Source organism: Acidimicrobiales bacterium, assembly GCA_035546775.1.
GTDB lineage: Bacteria > Actinomycetota > Acidimicrobiia > Acidimicrobiales > JACCXE01 > JACCXE01.
Genome location: DASZWD010000065.1, coordinates 34,446 through 51,802 on the forward strand (window position 1 = coordinate 34,446; position 17,357 = coordinate 51,802).

15 protein-coding genes are annotated in these 17,357 nt (G+C 69.8%); 10 read left to right on the forward strand and 5 right to left on the reverse strand.

All coding sequences use genetic code 11. The features are described from left to right. Nucleotides 1-40: 40 nt before the first annotated feature. From VHC63_16505 to VHC63_16515, 3 genes are read left to right on the forward strand one after another with little or no spacing between them, the layout of a single operon-like run. Entirely contained in the window at nt 41-631 is a 591-nt protein-coding gene (locus VHC63_16505; GenBank protein HVV38211.1) for a helix-turn-helix domain-containing protein, read from the forward strand. Further along, nucleotides 628-1,341, forward strand: coding sequence for an ABC transporter ATP-binding protein (locus VHC63_16510; GenBank protein ID HVV38212.1), 714 nt, complete (start codon nt 628-630; stop codon nt 1,339-1,341). The genes VHC63_16505 and VHC63_16510 overlap by 4 nt, the downstream gene beginning before the upstream one ends. Beyond that, on the forward strand, nt 1,338-3,671 hold the full coding sequence (locus tag VHC63_16515; protein HVV38213.1) for an FtsX-like permease family protein: 2,334 nt from the start codon (nt 1,338-1,340) through the stop codon (nt 3,669-3,671). Before VHC63_16510 ends, VHC63_16515 begins: the two co-directional genes overlap by 4 nt. Here VHC63_16515 and VHC63_16520 read toward each other — a convergent pair whose 3' ends face one another. The 3 genes from VHC63_16520 to VHC63_16530 all read right to left on the reverse strand — a co-directional run bounded on the left by VHC63_16520 (nt 3,672) and on the right by VHC63_16530 (nt 6,338). Beyond that, a complete protein-coding gene (locus VHC63_16520) occupies nt 3,672-4,406 on the reverse strand; it encodes an SDR family NAD(P)-dependent oxidoreductase (GenBank protein HVV38214.1) in 735 nt (244 codons plus the stop codon). 67 nt (nt 4,407-4,473) lie between these two features. Then, nucleotides 4,474-5,139 carry a dihydrofolate reductase family protein gene (locus VHC63_16525; GenBank protein ID HVV38215.1) on the reverse strand — a complete coding sequence of 222 codons (666 nt, stop codon included), beginning with the start codon at nt 5,137-5,139 and terminating at the stop codon, nt 4,474-4,476. Beyond that, nucleotides 5,136-6,338 carry a CoA transferase gene (locus VHC63_16530; protein ID HVV38216.1) on the reverse strand — a complete coding sequence of 401 codons (1,203 nt, stop codon included), beginning with the start codon at nt 6,336-6,338 and terminating at the stop codon, nt 5,136-5,138. Before VHC63_16530 ends, VHC63_16525 begins: the two co-directional genes overlap by 4 nt. 192 nt (nt 6,339-6,530) lie before the next feature. On the opposite strand from VHC63_16530, the gene VHC63_16535 reads away from it, so the two are divergent. The 4 genes from VHC63_16535 to VHC63_16550 are packed head-to-tail and all read left to right on the forward strand — an operon-like array spanning nt 6,531 to nt 9,994. After that, nucleotides 6,531-7,355, forward strand: a complete 825-nt coding sequence (locus VHC63_16535; GenBank protein HVV38217.1) for an LLM class flavin-dependent oxidoreductase — start codon at nt 6,531-6,533, stop codon at nt 7,353-7,355. 11 nt (nt 7,356-7,366) lie between these two features. Further along, the gene (locus VHC63_16540) at nt 7,367-7,846 is read left to right on the forward strand and encodes a shikimate kinase (protein ID HVV38218.1); all 480 of its coding nucleotides are present in this window, start codon (nt 7,367-7,369) and stop codon (nt 7,844-7,846) included. Between the two features lie 28 nt (nt 7,847-7,874). Next, the gene (locus tag VHC63_16545; protein ID HVV38219.1) at nt 7,875-9,581 is read left to right on the forward strand and encodes an MFS transporter; all 1,707 of its coding nucleotides are present in this window, start codon (nt 7,875-7,877) and stop codon (nt 9,579-9,581) included. Beyond that, on the forward strand, nt 9,578-9,994 hold the full coding sequence (locus VHC63_16550; GenBank protein HVV38220.1) for a MerR family transcriptional regulator: 417 nt from the start codon (nt 9,578-9,580) through the stop codon (nt 9,992-9,994). The genes VHC63_16545 and VHC63_16550 overlap by 4 nt, the downstream gene beginning before the upstream one ends. A gap of 44 nt (nt 9,995-10,038) precedes the next feature. Here the strand turns inward: VHC63_16550 and VHC63_16555 are convergent, their stop codons facing one another. After that, the gene (locus VHC63_16555) at nt 10,039-10,314 is read right to left on the reverse strand and encodes a 2TM domain-containing protein (GenBank protein HVV38221.1); all 276 of its coding nucleotides are present in this window, start codon (nt 10,312-10,314) and stop codon (nt 10,039-10,041) included. Nucleotides 10,315-10,378: 64 nt separating this feature from the next. Further along, on the reverse strand, nt 10,379-10,996 hold the full coding sequence (locus VHC63_16560) for a TetR/AcrR family transcriptional regulator (GenBank protein HVV38222.1): 618 nt from the start codon (nt 10,994-10,996) through the stop codon (nt 10,379-10,381). A gap of 85 nt (nt 10,997-11,081) precedes the next feature. Here VHC63_16560 and VHC63_16565 point away from each other — a divergent pair, with 85 nt between their 5' ends. From VHC63_16565 to VHC63_16575, 3 genes are read left to right on the forward strand one after another with little or no spacing between them, the layout of a single operon-like run. Beyond that, nucleotides 11,082-15,023 carry an ATP-binding cassette domain-containing protein gene (locus VHC63_16565; GenBank protein ID HVV38223.1) on the forward strand — a complete coding sequence of 1,314 codons (3,942 nt, stop codon included), beginning with the start codon at nt 11,082-11,084 and terminating at the stop codon, nt 15,021-15,023. A gap of 17 nt (nt 15,024-15,040) precedes the next feature. Further along, a complete protein-coding gene (locus VHC63_16570; protein ID HVV38224.1) occupies nt 15,041-16,039 on the forward strand; it encodes a MoxR family ATPase in 999 nt (332 codons plus the stop codon). A gap of 9 nt (nt 16,040-16,048) precedes the next feature. Then, nucleotides 16,049-17,263, forward strand: coding sequence for a DUF58 domain-containing protein (locus tag VHC63_16575; GenBank protein ID HVV38225.1), 1,215 nt, complete (start codon nt 16,049-16,051; stop codon nt 17,261-17,263). Nucleotides 17,264-17,357: the final 94 nt, after the last annotated feature.

The window sequence follows — 17,357 nt, forward strand, 5'->3', positions numbered from 1 at the left end:
CGCTTGCGTCGGCATTGGTCATTGACTAAACCAGTGACCAATGTCGACCAAGCCGAAGGTAGCGACGCGTGAGCGGCTTCTCGCCGCGGCGGGTGAATTGCTGGCGGAGCGCGGGTTCCGGAAGGTCTCAACCCGCTCCATTGCGGAACGTGCCGGCGTCAACAACGCGCTCGTCCACTACCACTTCGGGACCAAGTCGAAGCTGCTCGCCGAAGCGGCGCTGGGCATGCTCGGCGCCGACCTGGACGTGCCGATGACCCTCGTGCGCGACGCCGAATCCGTCAGCGCCGGCATCGGCGACGTCCTGCGCTGGCTGGACGCCCTTGACCTCGGCGACCCGGCGGTGCGCGTCCTGTTCGAGCTGACGATCGAGGCGTTCGGTGATTCCGACGTGCGGCCGCTGGTGGCGGCGGCGATGGAGGCGGCCCGCGCCGCGATGACCGAAGCACTTGCATCGCGGCGGGACGTCGCCGCTGCCGACACGGCTGCGCTGGCGGGGTTGCTGATCGCCCTCTTCGACGGTGTCATGTTGCATCGGATGATCGATCCCGACCTCGCCGTCGACGGGTGGGCAATCGGTGCGGCGTCGATGAGTCCACGGCGCCGCGCCGATTGGCGGTCACGGCGATGAGCTCGGGTGGGGCCGCGGTCGAACTGTCCGGACTGCGCCGCCGCTTCGGCTCGGGCGCGGTTGCCGTGGACGCGCTCGCCGGTGTCGACCTCACGATCAACGCCGGTGAATTCGTGGTGTTGCTCGGACCAAGCGGGTCGGGAAAGACGACGCTGCTCAACGTGGTGGGCGGTATCGAAGTCGCAACGGCCGGCACCGTACGCGTCGACGGCACCGACCTGACACAGCTGGACAGCGAAGGCTTGTCCGAGTACCGGCGGACCACCGTGGGGTTCGTGTTCCAGTTCTTCAACCTCGTCCCGACCCTCACCGCGGTCGAGAATGTCGCCCTCATCGCCGAACTCGTCGGTGCGCAGGACCGCGCCGCGGCCCTGCTCGACTCCGTCGGGCTCGGCGACCGCGTTGACCACTTCCCGGCCGCCCTGTCGGGCGGGGAACAGCAGCGCGTCGCCGTCGCCCGGGCCTTGGCCAAGGATCCGCCGATCCTGCTGTGTGACGAGCCGACCGGCGCGCTCGACCTTGCGACCGGTCGCCAGGTGCTGTCGGTGCTGCGCCGCGTCAACCAGGACGACGGACGTACCGTGGTGGTCGTTACCCACAACCAGGCGATCGCCCGGATGGCCGATCGCGTCGTGTCCCTGCACGGCGGCCTCATCCGGCGCAACGAGAAGGTGAGCGATCCGCTGCCGGCCGAGGAACTGGAGTGGTGAGCCTCCTGGCCCGCAAGCTGGTGCGCGACACGCGCCGGCAGTGGTTGCAGTTCTGCGCGGTCGCGCTCACGTTGGGTCTGGGTATCGCGGTGTTCGGCGCTGCCTATGACAGCTACGGGAACCTCAAGTCGTCGTACGCGGCGATCTACGCGCGACTCAACTTCGCCGACGCCACGATTTCGGGTGCCAACACCGATGCGGTCGCGGCACGGCTTCGGCGCGCACCAGGGATAGGTGCGGTTGCCACCCGCGTCCAAGCCGACGTCCCCTTTCGCATCGGCAGCGGCGCATCGGCGCACTCTCTGATCGGTCGGCTCGTCGGCCCATCGGTGGGTCCGAGAACCATCGACGCCCTCCAGCTGAAGAGCGGGACGAGGTTGCGTCGCGGTGACGCTGATTCGGTCGTCCTCGAACGGCACATGGCCGAGCACTTCCACCTTGCCGTGGGTGACAGCATCGAGGTCTACGGGTCCTCGTGGCGCCGGCTGTCGATCGTGGGCATCGCGACGTCGCCGGAGTACCTGTGGCCGGCGCGCGACCGCGAGGACCTGCTTACCTCGTCGGACGAGTTCGGGGTCGCGTTCGCCAACCCGCAGCTGATCGCGGCGGTGGCCGGTCCGTTCGTCACCCCGCAGGTGCTCGTGCGGGCCTCGGGCGCCGCGGGACCGCAGTTCGCGCGCACCGTGCACGCGGCGGCCGCCACCAAAGGCGCCGACGTGGTCTTGCGTGATCAGCAGCCGTCCAACGCCGCGCTCCAACAGGACGTGGCGGGGTTCGGCCAACTCGCGCTGCTGTTCCCGCTGCTTTTCCTCGCGGCCGCCGGACTCGCCACCTACGTGCTGCTCGGGCGCTTGGTCAGGGGTCAACGGAGCCAGATCGGCATGCTGCGCGCCAACGGCTATCCGCGTCGGCGCCTGCTGCGGCACTACGTCGCCTACGGCGCCGTGGCCGGAGGCGTCGGGTCGCTCGTCGGCGCAGTCGGAGGGCTGGCGCTCGCGGTCTGGCTCACCCACAGCTACACCTCCGCGCTCGGCATTCCCCTGACGATCGCGACCTTCCACCCGGCAACGCCGGTGATCGGCCTGCTCTTCGGCACGGCGGCGGCGACGTTGGCGGCTCTCGGGCCGGCGCACTCGGCAACGCGCGTGCCTCCCGCCGAGGCCATGCGGGGCGTGGCGCCTTCGGGAACGGGTCATCGCGTGGCGGCCGAGCGGCTCCCGGGTTTACGCGACCTTCCGGTCCGCGCCCGGCTGGCGTTGCGGAACCTCGCCCGCAGCCCGCGCCGCGGCTTCTCCACCGGCATCGGTGTCGCGCTGGCGGCGGTGCTCGTCCTCTCGTCGCTCGGTCTGCTCGACACGGTGTCGCTCGTGCTCCACGACGAGTTCCACCGCATCCAGCGTCAAGACGCCCAACTGTTCTTCGCCAGCCCGCCGACCCCGGCGACGTTGTCGGCGATCGCCTCCGTGCCGGGGGTTGCGGCGGTGGAGCAAGCAGTTGAGGCGCCGGTCGTGCTCAGCCATGCCGGCCATCGGTACCAGACGGTGCTCACCGGGCTGTCGCCGCACACCACCATGCACGCCTTCGCCTCGGCGCTGCCGTCGACGTCGCTTCTCCTGGGTGACGGGCTGCGCTCGACGCTCGGATTGCGGGCGGGCGACGCGGTCGACATCGCGACACCCAACGGCGCCCCCACCCGATTGCGCGTCGATGGCTTCGTGAACGAACCCATTGGTGGCCCCGCCTACGCGACGGTGGCGACGACGCGCATGGTCGCCGGCGACGTGGCGGTCGCATCGGCACTGGTGCGCTACAAGGCGGGAGCGAACCGGGTGGAGATGCGTCGCGGACTGACGGCGCTCCCCGAGGTCGTGGCGTTCCGCGATGCCCGGGCGTCGGAGGAAGCGGTGAGCCGACTCCTCGGGCTCTTCTACGCCATCGTCGGCGTCATGCTCGTGTTCGGATCGGTGCTGGCGTTCGTAGTCCTGTTCAACACGCTGTCGGTCAACCTGTCGGAACGCACGGTGGAGCTGGCGACGCTGCGCGCCGCCGGTGGGCGGGTCGTCACGCTCGCCCGCATGATGACCGGCGAAAACGTGCTGCTCGTCCTGGCGGCGATCCCGGCGGGTCTCCTTGCCGGCTGGCTCACGGCGGGCTGGCTCATGGCATCGCTCGACAGTGACCTGTACCACTTCAGCTTGAAGTTGCGGCCGGCGACGCCGCCACTCCTCGCGGCCGCGCTGATCGTCATTGCACTGGCGATGCAGGTGCCCGCTCGCCGGACGATCCGGCGCCTCGACGTCGCCGCCATCGTGCGCGAGCGCGCCCTGTGATCAGGCGCGACGGTGCACGACGCTGGCCGACGCCTGATCCCGCGGCATGACGAGCATGGTGTCGATGTTCACGTGGCTCGGCCGCGTGACGGCGAAGGCGACGCAGTCGGCGACGTCGTCGGCCGACAGCGGCGTCATACCGGCGTAGACCGCGGCGGCCTTGTCTTCGTCGCCGTGGAAGCGCACGATGCTGAACTCGGTCTCCACCATGCCGGGGTCGATCGAGGTGACCCGCACCGGCGTGCCGACAAGTTCGAGGCGAAGCGCCTTTGTCACCGCGCGCAGGCCGAACTTCGCCGCGTTATATCCGGCGCCGCCTACGTATGCCTCGTGGCCGGCGATCGAGTTGATCATGACGACGTGGCCGTCGCCGCTGCCTTCGAGTTTCGACAGCAGCGCCCGCGTCATGCGCATCGTGCCGAGCACGTTGGTCTGGTACATCGTCTCCCACTCGTCGGCGTTCGCTTCCGACACGTGGTCGCGTCCGAGGGCGCCGCCGGCGTTGTTGACGAGCACGCGGCACTCGGGGATCTGCTCGCAGAAGGCGCACACGCTGTCTTCGTCGGTGACGTCGAGCGCGATGGCGCGCCCACCGATGTCGGCCGCAATCGCGTCGAGCCGGTCCTTTCGGCGCGCGCCGATGACGACGTCGAACCCTTCGGCCGCGAGCCGTCGCGCCGTCGCTTCACCGATGCCGCTGCTCGCCCCCGTCACCACTGCCATGCCGCGTGTCATGGCGACACGGTTTAGCGACTCGGGCGCTCCGAGGTCGACCAGCTCTACGCGGCGGCGTCACCTACAGCTAGCGGCGCCAGAACAGCAGGTGGGTCACGCCGCTGACGCTGGGCACCGACTCGATGTTGAAACGGTCGCGCAGCTCGTCGGGTGACTCCCACAGCCGTTCGCCCGCGCCTATCTCGACGGGTGCGACGGCGACGTGCATGGTGTCGATGAGGTCGGCGTCGACGAACTGGCGCACGGTGTTGACGCCGCCGCCGATGCGTACGTCCTTTCCGTTCGCCGCTTCCTTGGCTTGGGCCAGCGCCTCCGCGGGCGTGGCGTCGACGAAGTGGAACGTCGTGTCGGCGAGGGTGAAGCTCGGGCGCGGGTGATGGGTGAGGACGAACACCGGCGTGTGGAACGGCGGCTCGTCGCCCCACCAGCCCTCCCAGTCGAAGTCCTCCCACGGGCCGCGCTGGGGACCGAACTTGTGGCGCCCCATGATCTCGGCGCCGATGTTGAAGGGGAAGTCGCGGGTGAAGTAGTCGTCGAGACCGAGCGTCCCGTTCGGGTTCGTTCCGCCTCCCCAATGCGCGGTGGCGAAGGCCCACGCGCCGAGGTCGCCGGGGAGCTTGACGTCGGGGGATGACGCGTCGCCGAACGGGGCGTCGAGGCGTTGGTTGGTGCCGGCGCCGAACCCGTCCTGCGACAACATGAAGTTCTGCACGCGCACGAGTTGCGGCGTCACGGGATCGCGCCTCCTTCCTTCAGTCCGATGATCTGATCCCAGTCATACCCGAGTTCGAGCAACACCTCTTCGGTGTGCTGTGCGAACTCCGGCGGCGTGGCGCGCGGGCCCGCCGGCGTGCCGAAGAAGTCGACGGGGGAGGCGACGCCCTTGATCGGCTCACCACCGTTGGCGTCGGGCACGTCGACGAAGCCGCCCGCCGACAGCGCGACCGGGTCGTTGACGACGTCGTGGCCTTCCTGCACCGGCGCCCACCACACGTTCTCGCGGTCGAAGATCTCGCCCCACTCGGCGAGCGTCTTGGTGGCGAGCACGTCGCTCATCGCCTTGACCAGTTCCGCGGAGTTGAGGGCGCGGGCGACGATGTTGTCGAAGCGCGGGTCGTCGGCCCACTCGGGTCGATCCAGCGCGCGCACGACGTCGGGCCAGTGGCGGTCGCCCTGGAGGCCGAGCATCCAGAAGCGCTTGCCGTCGCCGGTGGTGTAGCCGTTGATCAGCGGGTTGGGCGGCGACTTCACCGACATCGGCGTGGTTGGCACGCCGAGACGCAGCGACATGCTGATGTCCCAGCCGATCATGTACATGCCGATGCGCATGAGCGACGTGGAGACGAGTTGGCCTTCGCCGGTGCGCTCGCGGGCCAGCAACGCGGCGGCGATGCCGCCGGCCGCCGCCATGCCCGCCATGTGGTCGCCCATGCCGCCGCGTTGGTACGGCAGATCGGTGCCCTCAGGTGCGAGGGCGGCGGCCACGCCGGCGCGGGACCAGAACGCGCCCACGTCATACGCGGCGCGGTCGCGGTCCTCGCCTTCCATGCCGTAGCCGTTGACCTGCGCGTACACGAGGCGCGGGTTGAGGGCGTGCAGCGCGTCGTAGTCGAGCCCGGCGCGTTCGAGGGCGACGGGGCGGGCATTGGTGACGAACACGTCGGCGTCGGCGACCAGCTTCTGGGCGATGGCGCGGCCCTCTTGGGTCGACAGGTTGAGCGCCACGCTGCGCTTGTTGCGGTTGTCGAGCTCGAACGGCGGGCTCGACCCGTCGCCACCAAACGCCGACATCAACCCGCGGAACGGGTCGCCGTCAGGCGGCTCGATCTTGATGACGTCCGCGCCCCAGTCGCCCAGGATCGCCGCGGCCGCCGGCCCCGCCACCCACATGCCGACCTCGACGACCTTCATCCCCTCCATCGGACCTTGCATGCCCGCACGTTATGACGACCGACCCGCCCCGTACTCCGAGTCACGCGCGTCACGCTTCGGCGTCCCCGACGCTTCCGCCGCTTTCGAGCACCCCTAGCGGGGTGATCGTCCGGCATCGGCGCTTGATTCAACCCGGTAACGGTGCTTGAAAGCCGCAGCTGCCGCGGCCATACACCGCGTAGCGTGCGGCGCATGAGATTTGGACTCGATGTCGCGCAACAGCGGATGCCGTTCGACGAGATCGTCAGCCGCACGAAGTTCGCCGAGGACCTCGGCTTCGACGGCGTGTGGGGCTTCGACCACTTCCAGCCGATGTACGGCGACGGGCCGGGGGAGACGTTCGAGGGCATGACGACGCTCGCCGCGCTCGCCGGCGTCACGTCGCGCATCCGCCTCGGCCTGCTGGTGGCCGGCATGACGTACCGCCATCCGTCGGTGTTCGCCGCCGAAGCGGTCACGATCGACCACGCGTCGCACGGCCGGCTCGAGTTGTCCTTCGGCGCCGCCTGGTTCGACAAGGAGCACCACGAGTTGGGCATCCCGTTCCCGGCGACGGGCAAGCGTTTCGACCTGCTCGAAGACAGCCTGGAGATCGCCAAGCGCCTCTTCACCGGCGAGACGGTCTCGTACGACGGCAAGGTCGTGTCGCTGTCGAACGCTCGCATCAATCCGAAACCGGTGCAGCAGCCGGGGCCGCCGATCTGGATCGGTGGCGCGGGTCCCAAGCGCACGCTGCCGCTCGTGGCGAAGTACGCCGACGTGTGGCACTCGTTCGGATCGCCGAACCAGCTGGCGGACGCCAGCGCGCGGGTCGACGAGCTGGCCGAGCAGGCGGGCCGCGACCCGCGCTCGATCATGCGCGCCGGGTCGCTCTCGCTCGACGACCTCGACACGGCGCGCAAACACGCCGGCAAGTGGCGCGACTTCGGCGCCGGCTACCTCGTCTGCGGCTGGCCGGGCGAGGGCCGCAAGCAGGTCGAGGCCTTCGCCCGCGACGTGATGCCGGAGTTCTCCTGACGGACCACGTCGTGGTCGTCGGCCTGATGGCGGCGGGTAAGTCAAAAGTCGGTCAGGCGCTGGCGGCGAGCGCCGGCCGTCGCTTTGTGGACAGCGACCGCCAGCTCGAGGACGAGACCGGAATGACGGCGGCGCAGATCGCGCGGCGCGACGGGATCGACGCTCTGCACGAGCGCGAGCGGCACCTCTTGCTTGAAGCGCTGCGCGCTGCGGAGCCGTCTGTGATCGCCGCCGCCTCGTCGACCATCGAGTTCGCCGACTGCCGGACGGCGCTGGCATCGGCGTTCGTGGTGTGGATGCGCGCCGACGCCGACGTGTTGGCCCAGCGCGTGCGCGCCGAGTCGTATCGCCCGCTCGACGACGACGTCGCGGCGCAACTCCGCGAGCAAGCGGCGCGCCGCGACCCGCTGTTCGCCTCGGTCGCCGACGTGACGATCGACGCCAACTCCTTCGACCCCAACGAGGTAGCCGCCCGCATCGTGCTAAGTTGACGTGCACGTCAACGTAAGGAGTTGCAGGATGACGGCGGTGGAAACCCGGCCGGACCGCTACAAGTGGACGGCCCTGTCGAATACGACGCTCGGGATGTTCATGGCGGCGCTCGACTCGTCGATCGTGCTGATCTCACTGCCGGCGATCTTCCGCGGCATCAAGCTCGACCCGCTCCAGCCGTCGAACATCAGCTACCTGCTGTGGATGCTGATGGGATACCTCGTGGTGACGGCGGTGCTGGTGGTCACCTTCGGCCGCCTGGGCGACATCTTCGGTCGGGTCCGCATGTACAACGCCGGGTTTCTCGTGTTCACCATCGCGTCGATCGCGCTGTCGCTGACACCCGGGACGGGCAGTACCGGCGCCATCGAGCTGATCGTGCTGCGCGTCGTGCAAGGCATCGGCGGCGCCTTGCTCATGGCGAACTCCACGGCGATCCTCACCGACGCCTTTCCCGTCGACCAGCGCGGCATGGCGATGGGCGTCAACATGATCGCGGCGATCGCCGGTTCGTTCATCGGGCTCGTGGTCGGCGGCATCCTCGCCGACATCCAGTGGCGCCTCGTGTTCTGGATCAACGTGCCCTTCGGGCTGTTCGGCACCGTGTGGGCGTACATGAAGCTGAAGGAAGTCGGCACCACGTCGACGGCCAAGCTCGACTGGTGGGGCAACATCACTTTCGCCGCCGGGCTCATCGCCGTGCTCGTCGGCATCACCTACGGCATCCAACCCTACGGCGGCCACACCATGGGTTGGACGAGCCCGACGGTGCTGGCTGAGCTCATCGGCGGCGTGGCGCTGCTGATCGCCTTCTGCATCATCGAGACCAAGGTCGACGACCCGATGTTCAACCTCGACCTGTTCAAGATCCGGGCGTTCTCGATGGGCAACGCGGCGAGCCTGTTGAGTTCGATCGGTCGCGGCGGTTTGCAGTTCATGCTCATCATCTGGCTCCAGGGCATCTGGCTGCCGTTGCACGGCTACAGCTTCGAGCGCACACCGCTGTGGGCCGGCATCTTCATGCTGCCAATCACCGTCGGCTTCCTGCTCGCCGGGCCTGTGTCGGGGTGGCTCTCGGACCGCTACGGCGCCCGCCCGTTCTCGACGGGTGGCATGGCGCTCGCCGCGGTCACCTTCGCCGCACTGATGGCGCTGCCGGCGAACTTCTCGTATCCCGTCTTCGCCTTCCTGCTGCTGCTCAACGGCATCGGCTTCGGCCTGTTCGCGGCGCCCAACACGACGGGCATCATGAACAGCGTGCCCGCCGCGCAGCGCGGGGCGGCGTCGGGCATGCGCGCCACATTTATGAACTGCGGCCAGGTCCTGTCCATCGGCGTGTTCTTCTCGCTGATGATCATCGGCCTCGCCAGCGTGTTGCCCCACACGATGTACAACGGCCTCGTCAGCAGCGGGCTGCCACCGGCCCAGGCACACGCCATCGCCAGCCTGCCGCCTGTCGGCAGCCTGTTCGCCGCCTTCCTCGGCTACAACCCGATGCAGAAGTTGCTCGGCGCGCAGACGCTGCACTCCCTGCCAGCCGCGAGCGCGGCGCATCTCACGGGCAAGACGTTCTTCCCGCAGCTCATCTCGGGGCCGTTCATCCATGGCCTGCGGATCGCGTTCACCGCGTCGCTGATCATGTGCATCATCGCGGCGGCGGCGTCGTGGCTGCGCGGCGGCAAGTACGTCCACGTCGAAGAGGAACCGGTGGGCGACGAGTTCGTGCTGGCATGAGTACGCCGATCAGTCGTGTCGCCCGCGACCTCGGGATCTCGAGCCGCACGCTGCGCTACTACGAGGAGCGTGGCCTCGTGCGCGCCCAACCGCGCGACGGCGGCAGCCGGCACTACAGCGACGACGAGATCGCCCGCGTCGTTCGCATCCGCGAGCTCCAGTCGGTGATGGGCTTCAACCTCGACGAGATCGCCGAAGTCCTGACGGCCGAAGACGAACTGGCGGCGTTGCGGGCCGAGTGGACGGCCGGCCAGCCCGACGGTCGCCGTTCGGAAATCGTCGCCGAGGCCATCGCCATCAACCAGCGACTCCAGCGTCAAGTGCGCGACAAGGTGGCGCGCCTGTCCAAGTTCCTCGACGAACTCGAAGGCAACGCCCGGCGCTACAAGCGCATCCGCCGCACGCTGCGCTAGATGTGACGAGAGCGCGACAACACCACGTTGTCGTGCGCTGAACGTCAGTCGTGGCGGCGGCGGAGTTCGGCTTCGATGTCGGAGTCGGTGACCGGGCGACGGAGGAACACGTCCCAGGCGTGCAGGACGAGGCCCATGCCCCACCCGGCGAGGATCCACACGGGCCAGAAGTAGCCGTGCCCCGTGATGGACCACACGACGACGAGGAAGGCGTTCACGACGACGTAGGTGACGACGTGCGCGCCGAAGTCGCGCCGTTCGGTGACTCGCTTACGCGCCTGTTGCCACTCGTCTGACTCGTGATTGGCTGCGTAGGTCATGCCGCCAGCCTGCGGCGGGCGCGGGACCCGGACCAGAGTCGAAAGTCAGTCCGTTGGACCCGAGTTACGTGGTCAGCTTGAGCGCGTACTCGGTGTAAGCGGTGACGATCTGCTCAGGCGTGCGCGGCCCGTCGGGCGTCCACCACTCGGGGAGGCGCACGCCCATGGCACCGATGGCCTTGGCCGCCAGGAAGGTGTCATCGCAGTGGAAGGCGCCGAGGCGGACGCCGCGGTCGAGCACGTCGATGAAGATCTGCTCGGTCTGCGTGCGGATGTCGAGGACGGTCTTGAGCTCGTCGGGCGGCAGGGCGCGCATCTCGCGATTGGTGAGGCGCGCCATCGACGGGTAGGTGAGGTGACCGCGCACGTGGGCCGCGACGACCGAACGCAGCTGGTCGTGCGGATCGGCGCCGGCGTCGAGCAGCGCGTTGCGGATCGTCTCGAAGTGCGAGCGGTGGCCCATCAGCGCCAGTTCGAAGAGAAGTTCCTGCTTGCTCGTGACGTGGAAGTAGATGGCGCTGGGTTGCTGGCCCAGGGCGGTGGCGATGTCGCGGATCGACACGGCGTGGTAGCCGTCGCGCCCGAACAGCTCCATCGCCGTCTCGTAGAGACGGCGCTTCGCCGGTGGCAGGTCGATGCCCGGCGGCAGGAGCGTGGCGGTTTCGGTGGAGTCCAGGGCCATAACTTAACGATCGTTCCGACGACTTCTCGCGAGAATATTGACAGTTCCGAGCAAGCAAGGCAATGTACGACTTCTGACCGAACGATTGATCAGTAAGGTACGGGGGCGGCCTGAGCTGCTGCTAGTCGGAGGACTGATTGGTCTCGTCGCGCTCGGACCGCAGGGGCTGCCGCTCGGAATTGCGGGGCTCGGCGTCGTCACCGGTTGCGTGCTGGGCCTCCATGCGATGGGCATCTCGCTGCTCTACTCGCGCACCCGCGTCCTGAGCTTCGCGCAGTTCGGTCTCGGCGCGTTCGCCGCCACGCTGTTCTACGCCTGGGTCCTCTACAACCAGTGGCCCGTCCTCGGCAACGGCCTGTGCCACTGCCTCGGCCCGCACGGGGCGTCGATGTCGCAGCTGCAGCACAACCCCGACCTCTTTCGCGCGTACCTGCTGCACCACCACCCGTGGGCGCTGGCGCTCAACATCGTCATCAGCGGCGCGCTGGCGCTGGTGCTGGCCCGGGGCGCCGGGCGCCTCGCCTTCGTGCAGATCGCGGCGCGATTCGCCCGCGCCCCGCGCATCGTGCCGACGGTGGCGACGCTCGCCCTCGCGGTGTGGCTCGGCGGCGCACCGGGACTGCTCACGACGCGGCCGACGAAGTTCTTCGGCCACCACATCTGGTCGTGGCTGCCCTACGGTCCGCGGCCGGGGACGGGCATCAACGGCAAGCCGCCCGTGCCCGAAGCGTCGCGGTTCCTGGCGCCGGGCCACACACTGCTCGGCTTCACGCTCAGCGGTGGGGCGCGCTTCCACCTCTACGAGATCCTCGCGGTCGTCGTCGCCGTCGGTGCGTTCGGCGCGTTGACGCTGCGCTTCCGTGTCGGGCGCCGCGGCCTCGTGAGTCGCGCCACCGCGGCCAACGCCGAGCGCGCCGCCACCCTCGGCGTCGACATCGTGCGCGAGACGGCGTCGCCGTGGGTCGTCGCCGCGTTGCTCAGCGGCGCCGCCGGCGTGCTCGGCGTGGTGCTCGCATCGAGCGCGCCGGTCGTCGGCCTCGACATGGGTTCGCTAACCCTGGTGCTCGCCGCGGTGGTGCTGGCGCGGCTCACCAGCATCGGTCTGTCGCTCGTCGCCACCGTGCTGCTGTGCGTGCTCGACCAGGCGATGTTCTGGAACTTCCACTCGCACGTGCAGTTCGCCGGATCCCTCGTCGTCATCATCGGCGTGGCGCTGTTCATCCAGCGCGGCCGCGCCAGCCGCGCCGAGCGCGACGCCGAATCGGTGTTCACCTCCGCGCCTGAACCGGCACCGGTGCCTGACGACGTCCGCATCACGCCGGGCGTGCACGGGCTCTTGCGCGGCTCGTCGTTCGTCGTGGGCATGGCGTTCCTCAGCTATCCGCTGGTGGCCACGCCGCGACAGCTGAGTCTCGGCATCGTCGTCGTTGCCGAGATCGTGATCGGCCTGAGCCTGCTCGTGCTCTCCGGTTGGGGTGGCCAGGTGTCGCTCGGCCAACTCGGTTTCGCTGCCGTCGGTGGTTACGTGGCGACCCTCGCCGGCGCCTCGTGGCACGTGCCCATGCCGATCGCGTTGGTGCTCGGCGCCCTCGCCGCCGCGGCGATCGCGCCGCTCGTCGGGCTGCCGGCATTGCGCCTGCCCGGTCCGTTCGTGGCGATCATGACCCTCGCCTTCGCCCTCGCGGTCCCGGCGGTGCTGCTGAGCGACGGACAATTGCTCGGGCGCGCCCTGCCGACCGACCTCCCGCGGCCCGTCATGCTCGGCCTCGACTTCGGCAGCGACCGCTACTTCTACTGGTTCGCCGTGGCGGTCTTGCTCGGCGCGCTGGCGATCGTGCTCGGCCTCCGACGCTCCCGCTTGCGGCGAGCGTTGATCGCGTCGCGCGACAACGCGCGCACCGCGGCGTCCTTTGGCGTCGACGTGACGCGCTTGCGCCTCGAAGGCTTCGCCGTCGCCGGCCTGCTCGCCGGCCTCGGCGGCGGATTGCTGGCGTACTCGCTCGGGGGTGCGCAACCCAACGCGTTCTCCGCCGTCGGCAGCGCCGGGCTGTTTCTCGTGGTCGTCATCGGCGGTTTGAGCGCGGTCTCGGGTCCGGTGCTCGGCGCCACGGTCAACGGTGTGCTGGCGATGGTGAGCGCCGGGCTCGTCGGCTTCCTCAACGGCCCGGGCGCCCTCATCGTCTTGTCGGTCCGTCCGGGCGGTCTGGCTGGCATGGTGGCGGGACTGCGCGACGCCGCGGTGCGCGTCGTCATGCACCTGCAGGGCAACGACCAGCTGCGCCTGCGCGGCGTCGACGGGCGCGAACGCATCCCCGTCGCCGATCGCGGCGCCCAGGCCCCGGTCGTGCCCGTTCGCTACCGCATCGTTGGCGACGGGTACGGCCCCGTCGAAGGCACGCGCCTGCGTCCCGTCGACGGCGTCACCGCCGCCGCGGCCCGAACTGGTCCTGTGGGCGACCGAGACCCGGTCGCCCACAGGACCAGTTCGGAGGATGGGGCGGTGATTGCGTGTCATCGGCTGGACGTGGCGTACGGGGGGGCGGTGGCGCTCGCCGGGGTTTCGGTCGCAGTGGCGGCGGGCGAGGTGCTCGCCGTGGTCGGGTTGAACGGCGCCGGCAAGACGTCGTTGCTGCGGGCGCTTGCCGGACTCGAACCGGCGGCGCACGGCACGGTCGAAGTCGGCGGGGTCGACGTGACGACGTGGTTCCCGCAGGCGCGGGCGGCCGCAGGCGTGGCGTACGTGCCGGGCGACGACGCCGTGCTGCCGACGCTGTCCGTGCGCGACAACCTCTCCGTCGCCGCCGGTGATGCGTCGATCGACGACGTGCTCACGCGCTTTCCGGTGCTGGCGGCGCGCCTCGACACCGCGGCGGGAAATCTGTCGGGCGGCGAGCAGCACGTGCTGGCGCTGGCGCAAGCGCTGCTGTGCCCGCAGCTGCGGGTGCTGCTCATCGACGAGTTGTCGCTCGGGCTGTCGGCCGAAGTGCTAGACACCGTGCTCGCCACCCTCGCGGAGTTGCGGGCTGCAGGGGTGGCGATCGTGGTGGTGGAACAGTCGATCAGCACGGCGATGGACCTCGCCGATAACGCGCTGTTTCTCGAAAGCGGGCGCGTGCGCTACTCGGGGCCCGCGGCCGCGTTGCGCGAGCACCCGGAGTTGTTCGCCAGCGTGGCCTTCGGCGCCGGCGGCGCGGCCACGGGCGGCGGCTCGGAGATCGCCCGGGCGCAGCGGCTGTTGCACGGCGAGCGCGACGCCGTCCTCGAGGTCGACCACGTGAGCGCGGCCTACGGCGACGTGCGCGTCGTCGACGACGTCGCCTTCGACGTGACCGCCGGTGAAGTCGTCGGCATTCTCGGCCCGAACGGGGCGGGCAAGACGAGCCTGTTCGACTGCCTGACCGGCGAGCTGCCGCTGGCCGGCGGGGCGGTGCGGTTGCTCGGTACCGACATCACAACACTGGCTCCGCATCGTCGCGCCGCCCTCGGCCTGATGCGGTCGTATCAGAACGTGCGGCTGTTCCCGTCGCTGACCGTGCGCGACTGCATCGCCGTCGCCCTCGAGACGCGCCTTACCACGAAGAGCTCGGTGTTCGCCGGCCTGTGGCTGCCGCCGGCGCGCGCCGAGGAGCGCCGCGTCGACGAGCGCGTCGACGGCCTCCTCGAGTTGCTCGGCCTCGAATCCTCGGCCGACACGCCGGTGGGCGCGCTGTCGCTCGGCGCCCGGCGCATGGTCGACCTCGCATGCCAGCTGGCAGCGCGCCCCAAGGTGCTGCTGCTCGACGAGCCGGCGTCGGGCCTCGCCCACGGCGAGATCGACGTGCTCGGCCCGCTCGTCACGCGCATCTCGAGCGACCTCGACTGCGCGGTGCTGATCATCGAACACAACGTCAACGTGCTGGCGTCCGTCGCCCACCGCCTCGTCGCCATGCGCGCCGGCGCGGTGATCGCGCAGGGCCCGCCGGCCGACGTGCTCGCCGACCCCGACGTACGCGGCGCGTACTTCGGCAAAGAACTGCAGTCCGCATGAAAGGAACCCCGAAGAAGATGGCTACGACCGCTCGGGCGCTGCGCAGTACGCGCCGCGCCACCATGAACGCGCAGGCATTCCAGGAGGCGTTCGAGCGCATCGTCGACAACGCCTCGCTCGTCATCAAGGGCAAGGAAGCGGCGCTGCGCCTCGTGCTGACGGCCATGCTCGCCGACGGCCACTGCCTGCTCGAGGACATGCCCGGTACGGGCAAGACGATGATGGCCCGCGCCCTGTCGACTTCCATCGACGCCCGGGTCAGTCGCATCCAGTGCACGCCCGACTTGCTGCCCTCCGACGTGACGGGTGCCCCCGTGCTCGACGCCCGCACCGGCACCTTCACGTTCCGGGAAGGCCCGGTGTTCGCCAACGTGCTGCTCGTCGACGAGATCAACCGCGCCACGCCCAAGACGCAGTCGGCGCTGCTCGAAGCGATGCAGGAGCGCAACGTCACCATCGACGGCCACACGCATCCGCTGCCCACGCCGTTCCTCATCCTCGCCACGCAGAACCCTCTCGAGATGGCGGGCACGTTCCCGCTGCCCGAAGCGCAGCTGGACCGCTTCCTGTTGAAGCTGTCGGTCGGTTATCCCGACCGCGAGGCAGAGGGCGAGTTGCTCGACGCCAACGCGTCGAGCGAGGCGATCACGCGCCTGGGTCCGGTCTCGGCGACCGAAGAGATCATCGCCATGCAGCGCTTCACCCACGACGTCGAGCTGCCCGAGCCGGTGAAGATGTACATCGTCGACGTGTGCCAGGCGACGCGCACCGATCCGTCGCTGCTCATGGGCGCGAGCTCGCGGGCGTCGATCAGCCTGGTGAAGGCGTGCAAGGTGCGCGCCGCGTCGCAGGGCCGCGGCGTGGTGCTGCCCGACGACGTGCGCGCCCTCGTCAACGCCGTGGTCGAGCACCGTTTGATCCTCACCCCCGACGCGCAGCTGCGCGACGAGACGGTGGGCGCCGTGCTCGAGCGCATCCTCGCCCGCATCCCCGTCCCCCTCGGCGTCGTTTCGTAAGCCGTCGCAGTGGGCGCATTCGTCGAGCGATACACGGGGCTGACCCCGACGGGCGCGGTCGTGCTCGTCGGCAGCTGCGCCGGCTTCTTGCTGGCGCGCGCCCTCGGCGGTCGCGCCCTGTTCCTGCTCGTCTACGCCGGGGTCGCCATGGTGATCGCGGCGACGGCGACGTCGCGCCGCAAGCGCCGCCTGGTCGCCGAGCGCTCCGCTCTGCCGACGCGCATGCGCGTCGGGCAGTTCGCCGAGGTCGAGGTGACGCTGCGCGCCCCGCGGGCGCTGCGGGCCTTCGTGCTCGAAGAGCACCTGTCGCCGTTCCTCGCCGACGCGGTGCGCGTGCCCGTACCCGTCGTCGGCCCGAGCAACGAGTTCGTGCACACCTACGCCATCCGCCCCGCGTTGCGCGGTGTGTACCAACTCGGTCCGCTCTCGGCGGAATGGACCGACCCGTTCGGCCTCGCCCGTCACCAGCAGCCGCTGACCGAGCCCGTCGAGGTCATCGTGCACCCGACGACCGACGCCATCTTCGACCGCCCCCTCACCCGTATGTGGGAAGACCCGCCGTTCCGGCCGCCGGTGAGCAAGCCGTGGCCGCAGGGCTTCGAGTTCTACGGCATGCGCGACTACGTCCCCGGCGACGACCCGCGCCGCATCGTGTGGACGGCGGCGGCGCGCACCGGTCGCTACCTCGTGCGCGAGTCCGAGCAGGGCATCACCGACCGCGTCACCCTCGTCATCGACAACCAGCGCAAGGCGCATAGCCCCGGCGACCCGTCGGAAACCTTCGAACTCGCCGTGCGCGCCACTGCGTCGCTCGGGGCGTACAACATCAAGCAGGGCTTCTCGGTGCGCTTGGCCAGCAACGACGCGGTGCTGGCGCCCGAGCTGCGCGGCGGCCGCGCCCGCATCGCGATGCTCGACGAGCTGGCGCGCCTGCAACTGAGCGACGCGTCGGTGCACGACGCCGTCGAGCGCGTCATCACCGAGCGCCGCGGCGACATGCACATGGTGATCGTGTCGACGGGCTTCGACCGTCAGACGGCGTCGCGCGTGCGGTTGCTGATCGAGAAGGGGACGTCGCTGGTCGTCGCCCTCGTGCGGTGGGAGGACGCCGATCCGAACGCGGCGCGCCGCGCCCGCGAGATCGGCGCTCAGGTCGTGCAGGTCAGCCCCGGCCAGCAACTCGAAGCCGCCTTCGCCCACGCCCTCGGACTGGCCCTGCGATGACGCTGCTCGACGACCGCCCCGACCTCGAAACCCCCGAACTTGTGATGTTGGAAGGCAAAGACCCTCCTTCAACATCACAAGAATCGGAGGAGGG

What these genes read in the sequence shown, in the direction of transcription:
- VHC63_16505 (HVV38211.1), top strand. Translation starts at nt 41, where the DNA reads ATGTCGACCAAGCCGAAGGTAGCGACGCGTGAGCGGCTTCTCGCCGCG.
- VHC63_16510 (HVV38212.1), top strand. Translation starts at nt 628, where the DNA reads ATGAGCTCGGGTGGGGCCGCGGTCGAACTGTCCGGACTGCGCCGCCGC.
- VHC63_16520 (HVV38214.1), bottom strand. Translation starts at nt 4,406, where the DNA reads ATGACACGCGGCATGGCAGTGGTGACGGGGGCGAGCAGCGGCATCGGT.
- VHC63_16530 (HVV38216.1), bottom strand. Translation starts at nt 6,338, where the DNA reads ATGCAAGGTCCGATGGAGGGGATGAAGGTCGTCGAGGTCGGCATGTGG.
- VHC63_16535 (HVV38217.1), top strand. Translation starts at nt 6,531, where the DNA reads ATGAGATTTGGACTCGATGTCGCGCAACAGCGGATGCCGTTCGACGAG.
- VHC63_16545 (HVV38219.1), top strand. Translation starts at nt 7,875, where the DNA reads ATGACGGCGGTGGAAACCCGGCCGGACCGCTACAAGTGGACGGCCCTG.
- VHC63_16550 (HVV38220.1), top strand. Translation starts at nt 9,578, where the DNA reads ATGAGTACGCCGATCAGTCGTGTCGCCCGCGACCTCGGGATCTCGAGC.
- VHC63_16555 (HVV38221.1), bottom strand. Translation starts at nt 10,314, where the DNA reads ATGACCTACGCAGCCAATCACGAGTCAGACGAGTGGCAACAGGCGCGT.
- VHC63_16560 (HVV38222.1), bottom strand. Translation starts at nt 10,996, where the DNA reads ATGGCCCTGGACTCCACCGAAACCGCCACGCTCCTGCCGCCGGGCATC.
- VHC63_16570 (HVV38224.1), top strand. Translation starts at nt 15,041, where the DNA reads ATGGCTACGACCGCTCGGGCGCTGCGCAGTACGCGCCGCGCCACCATG.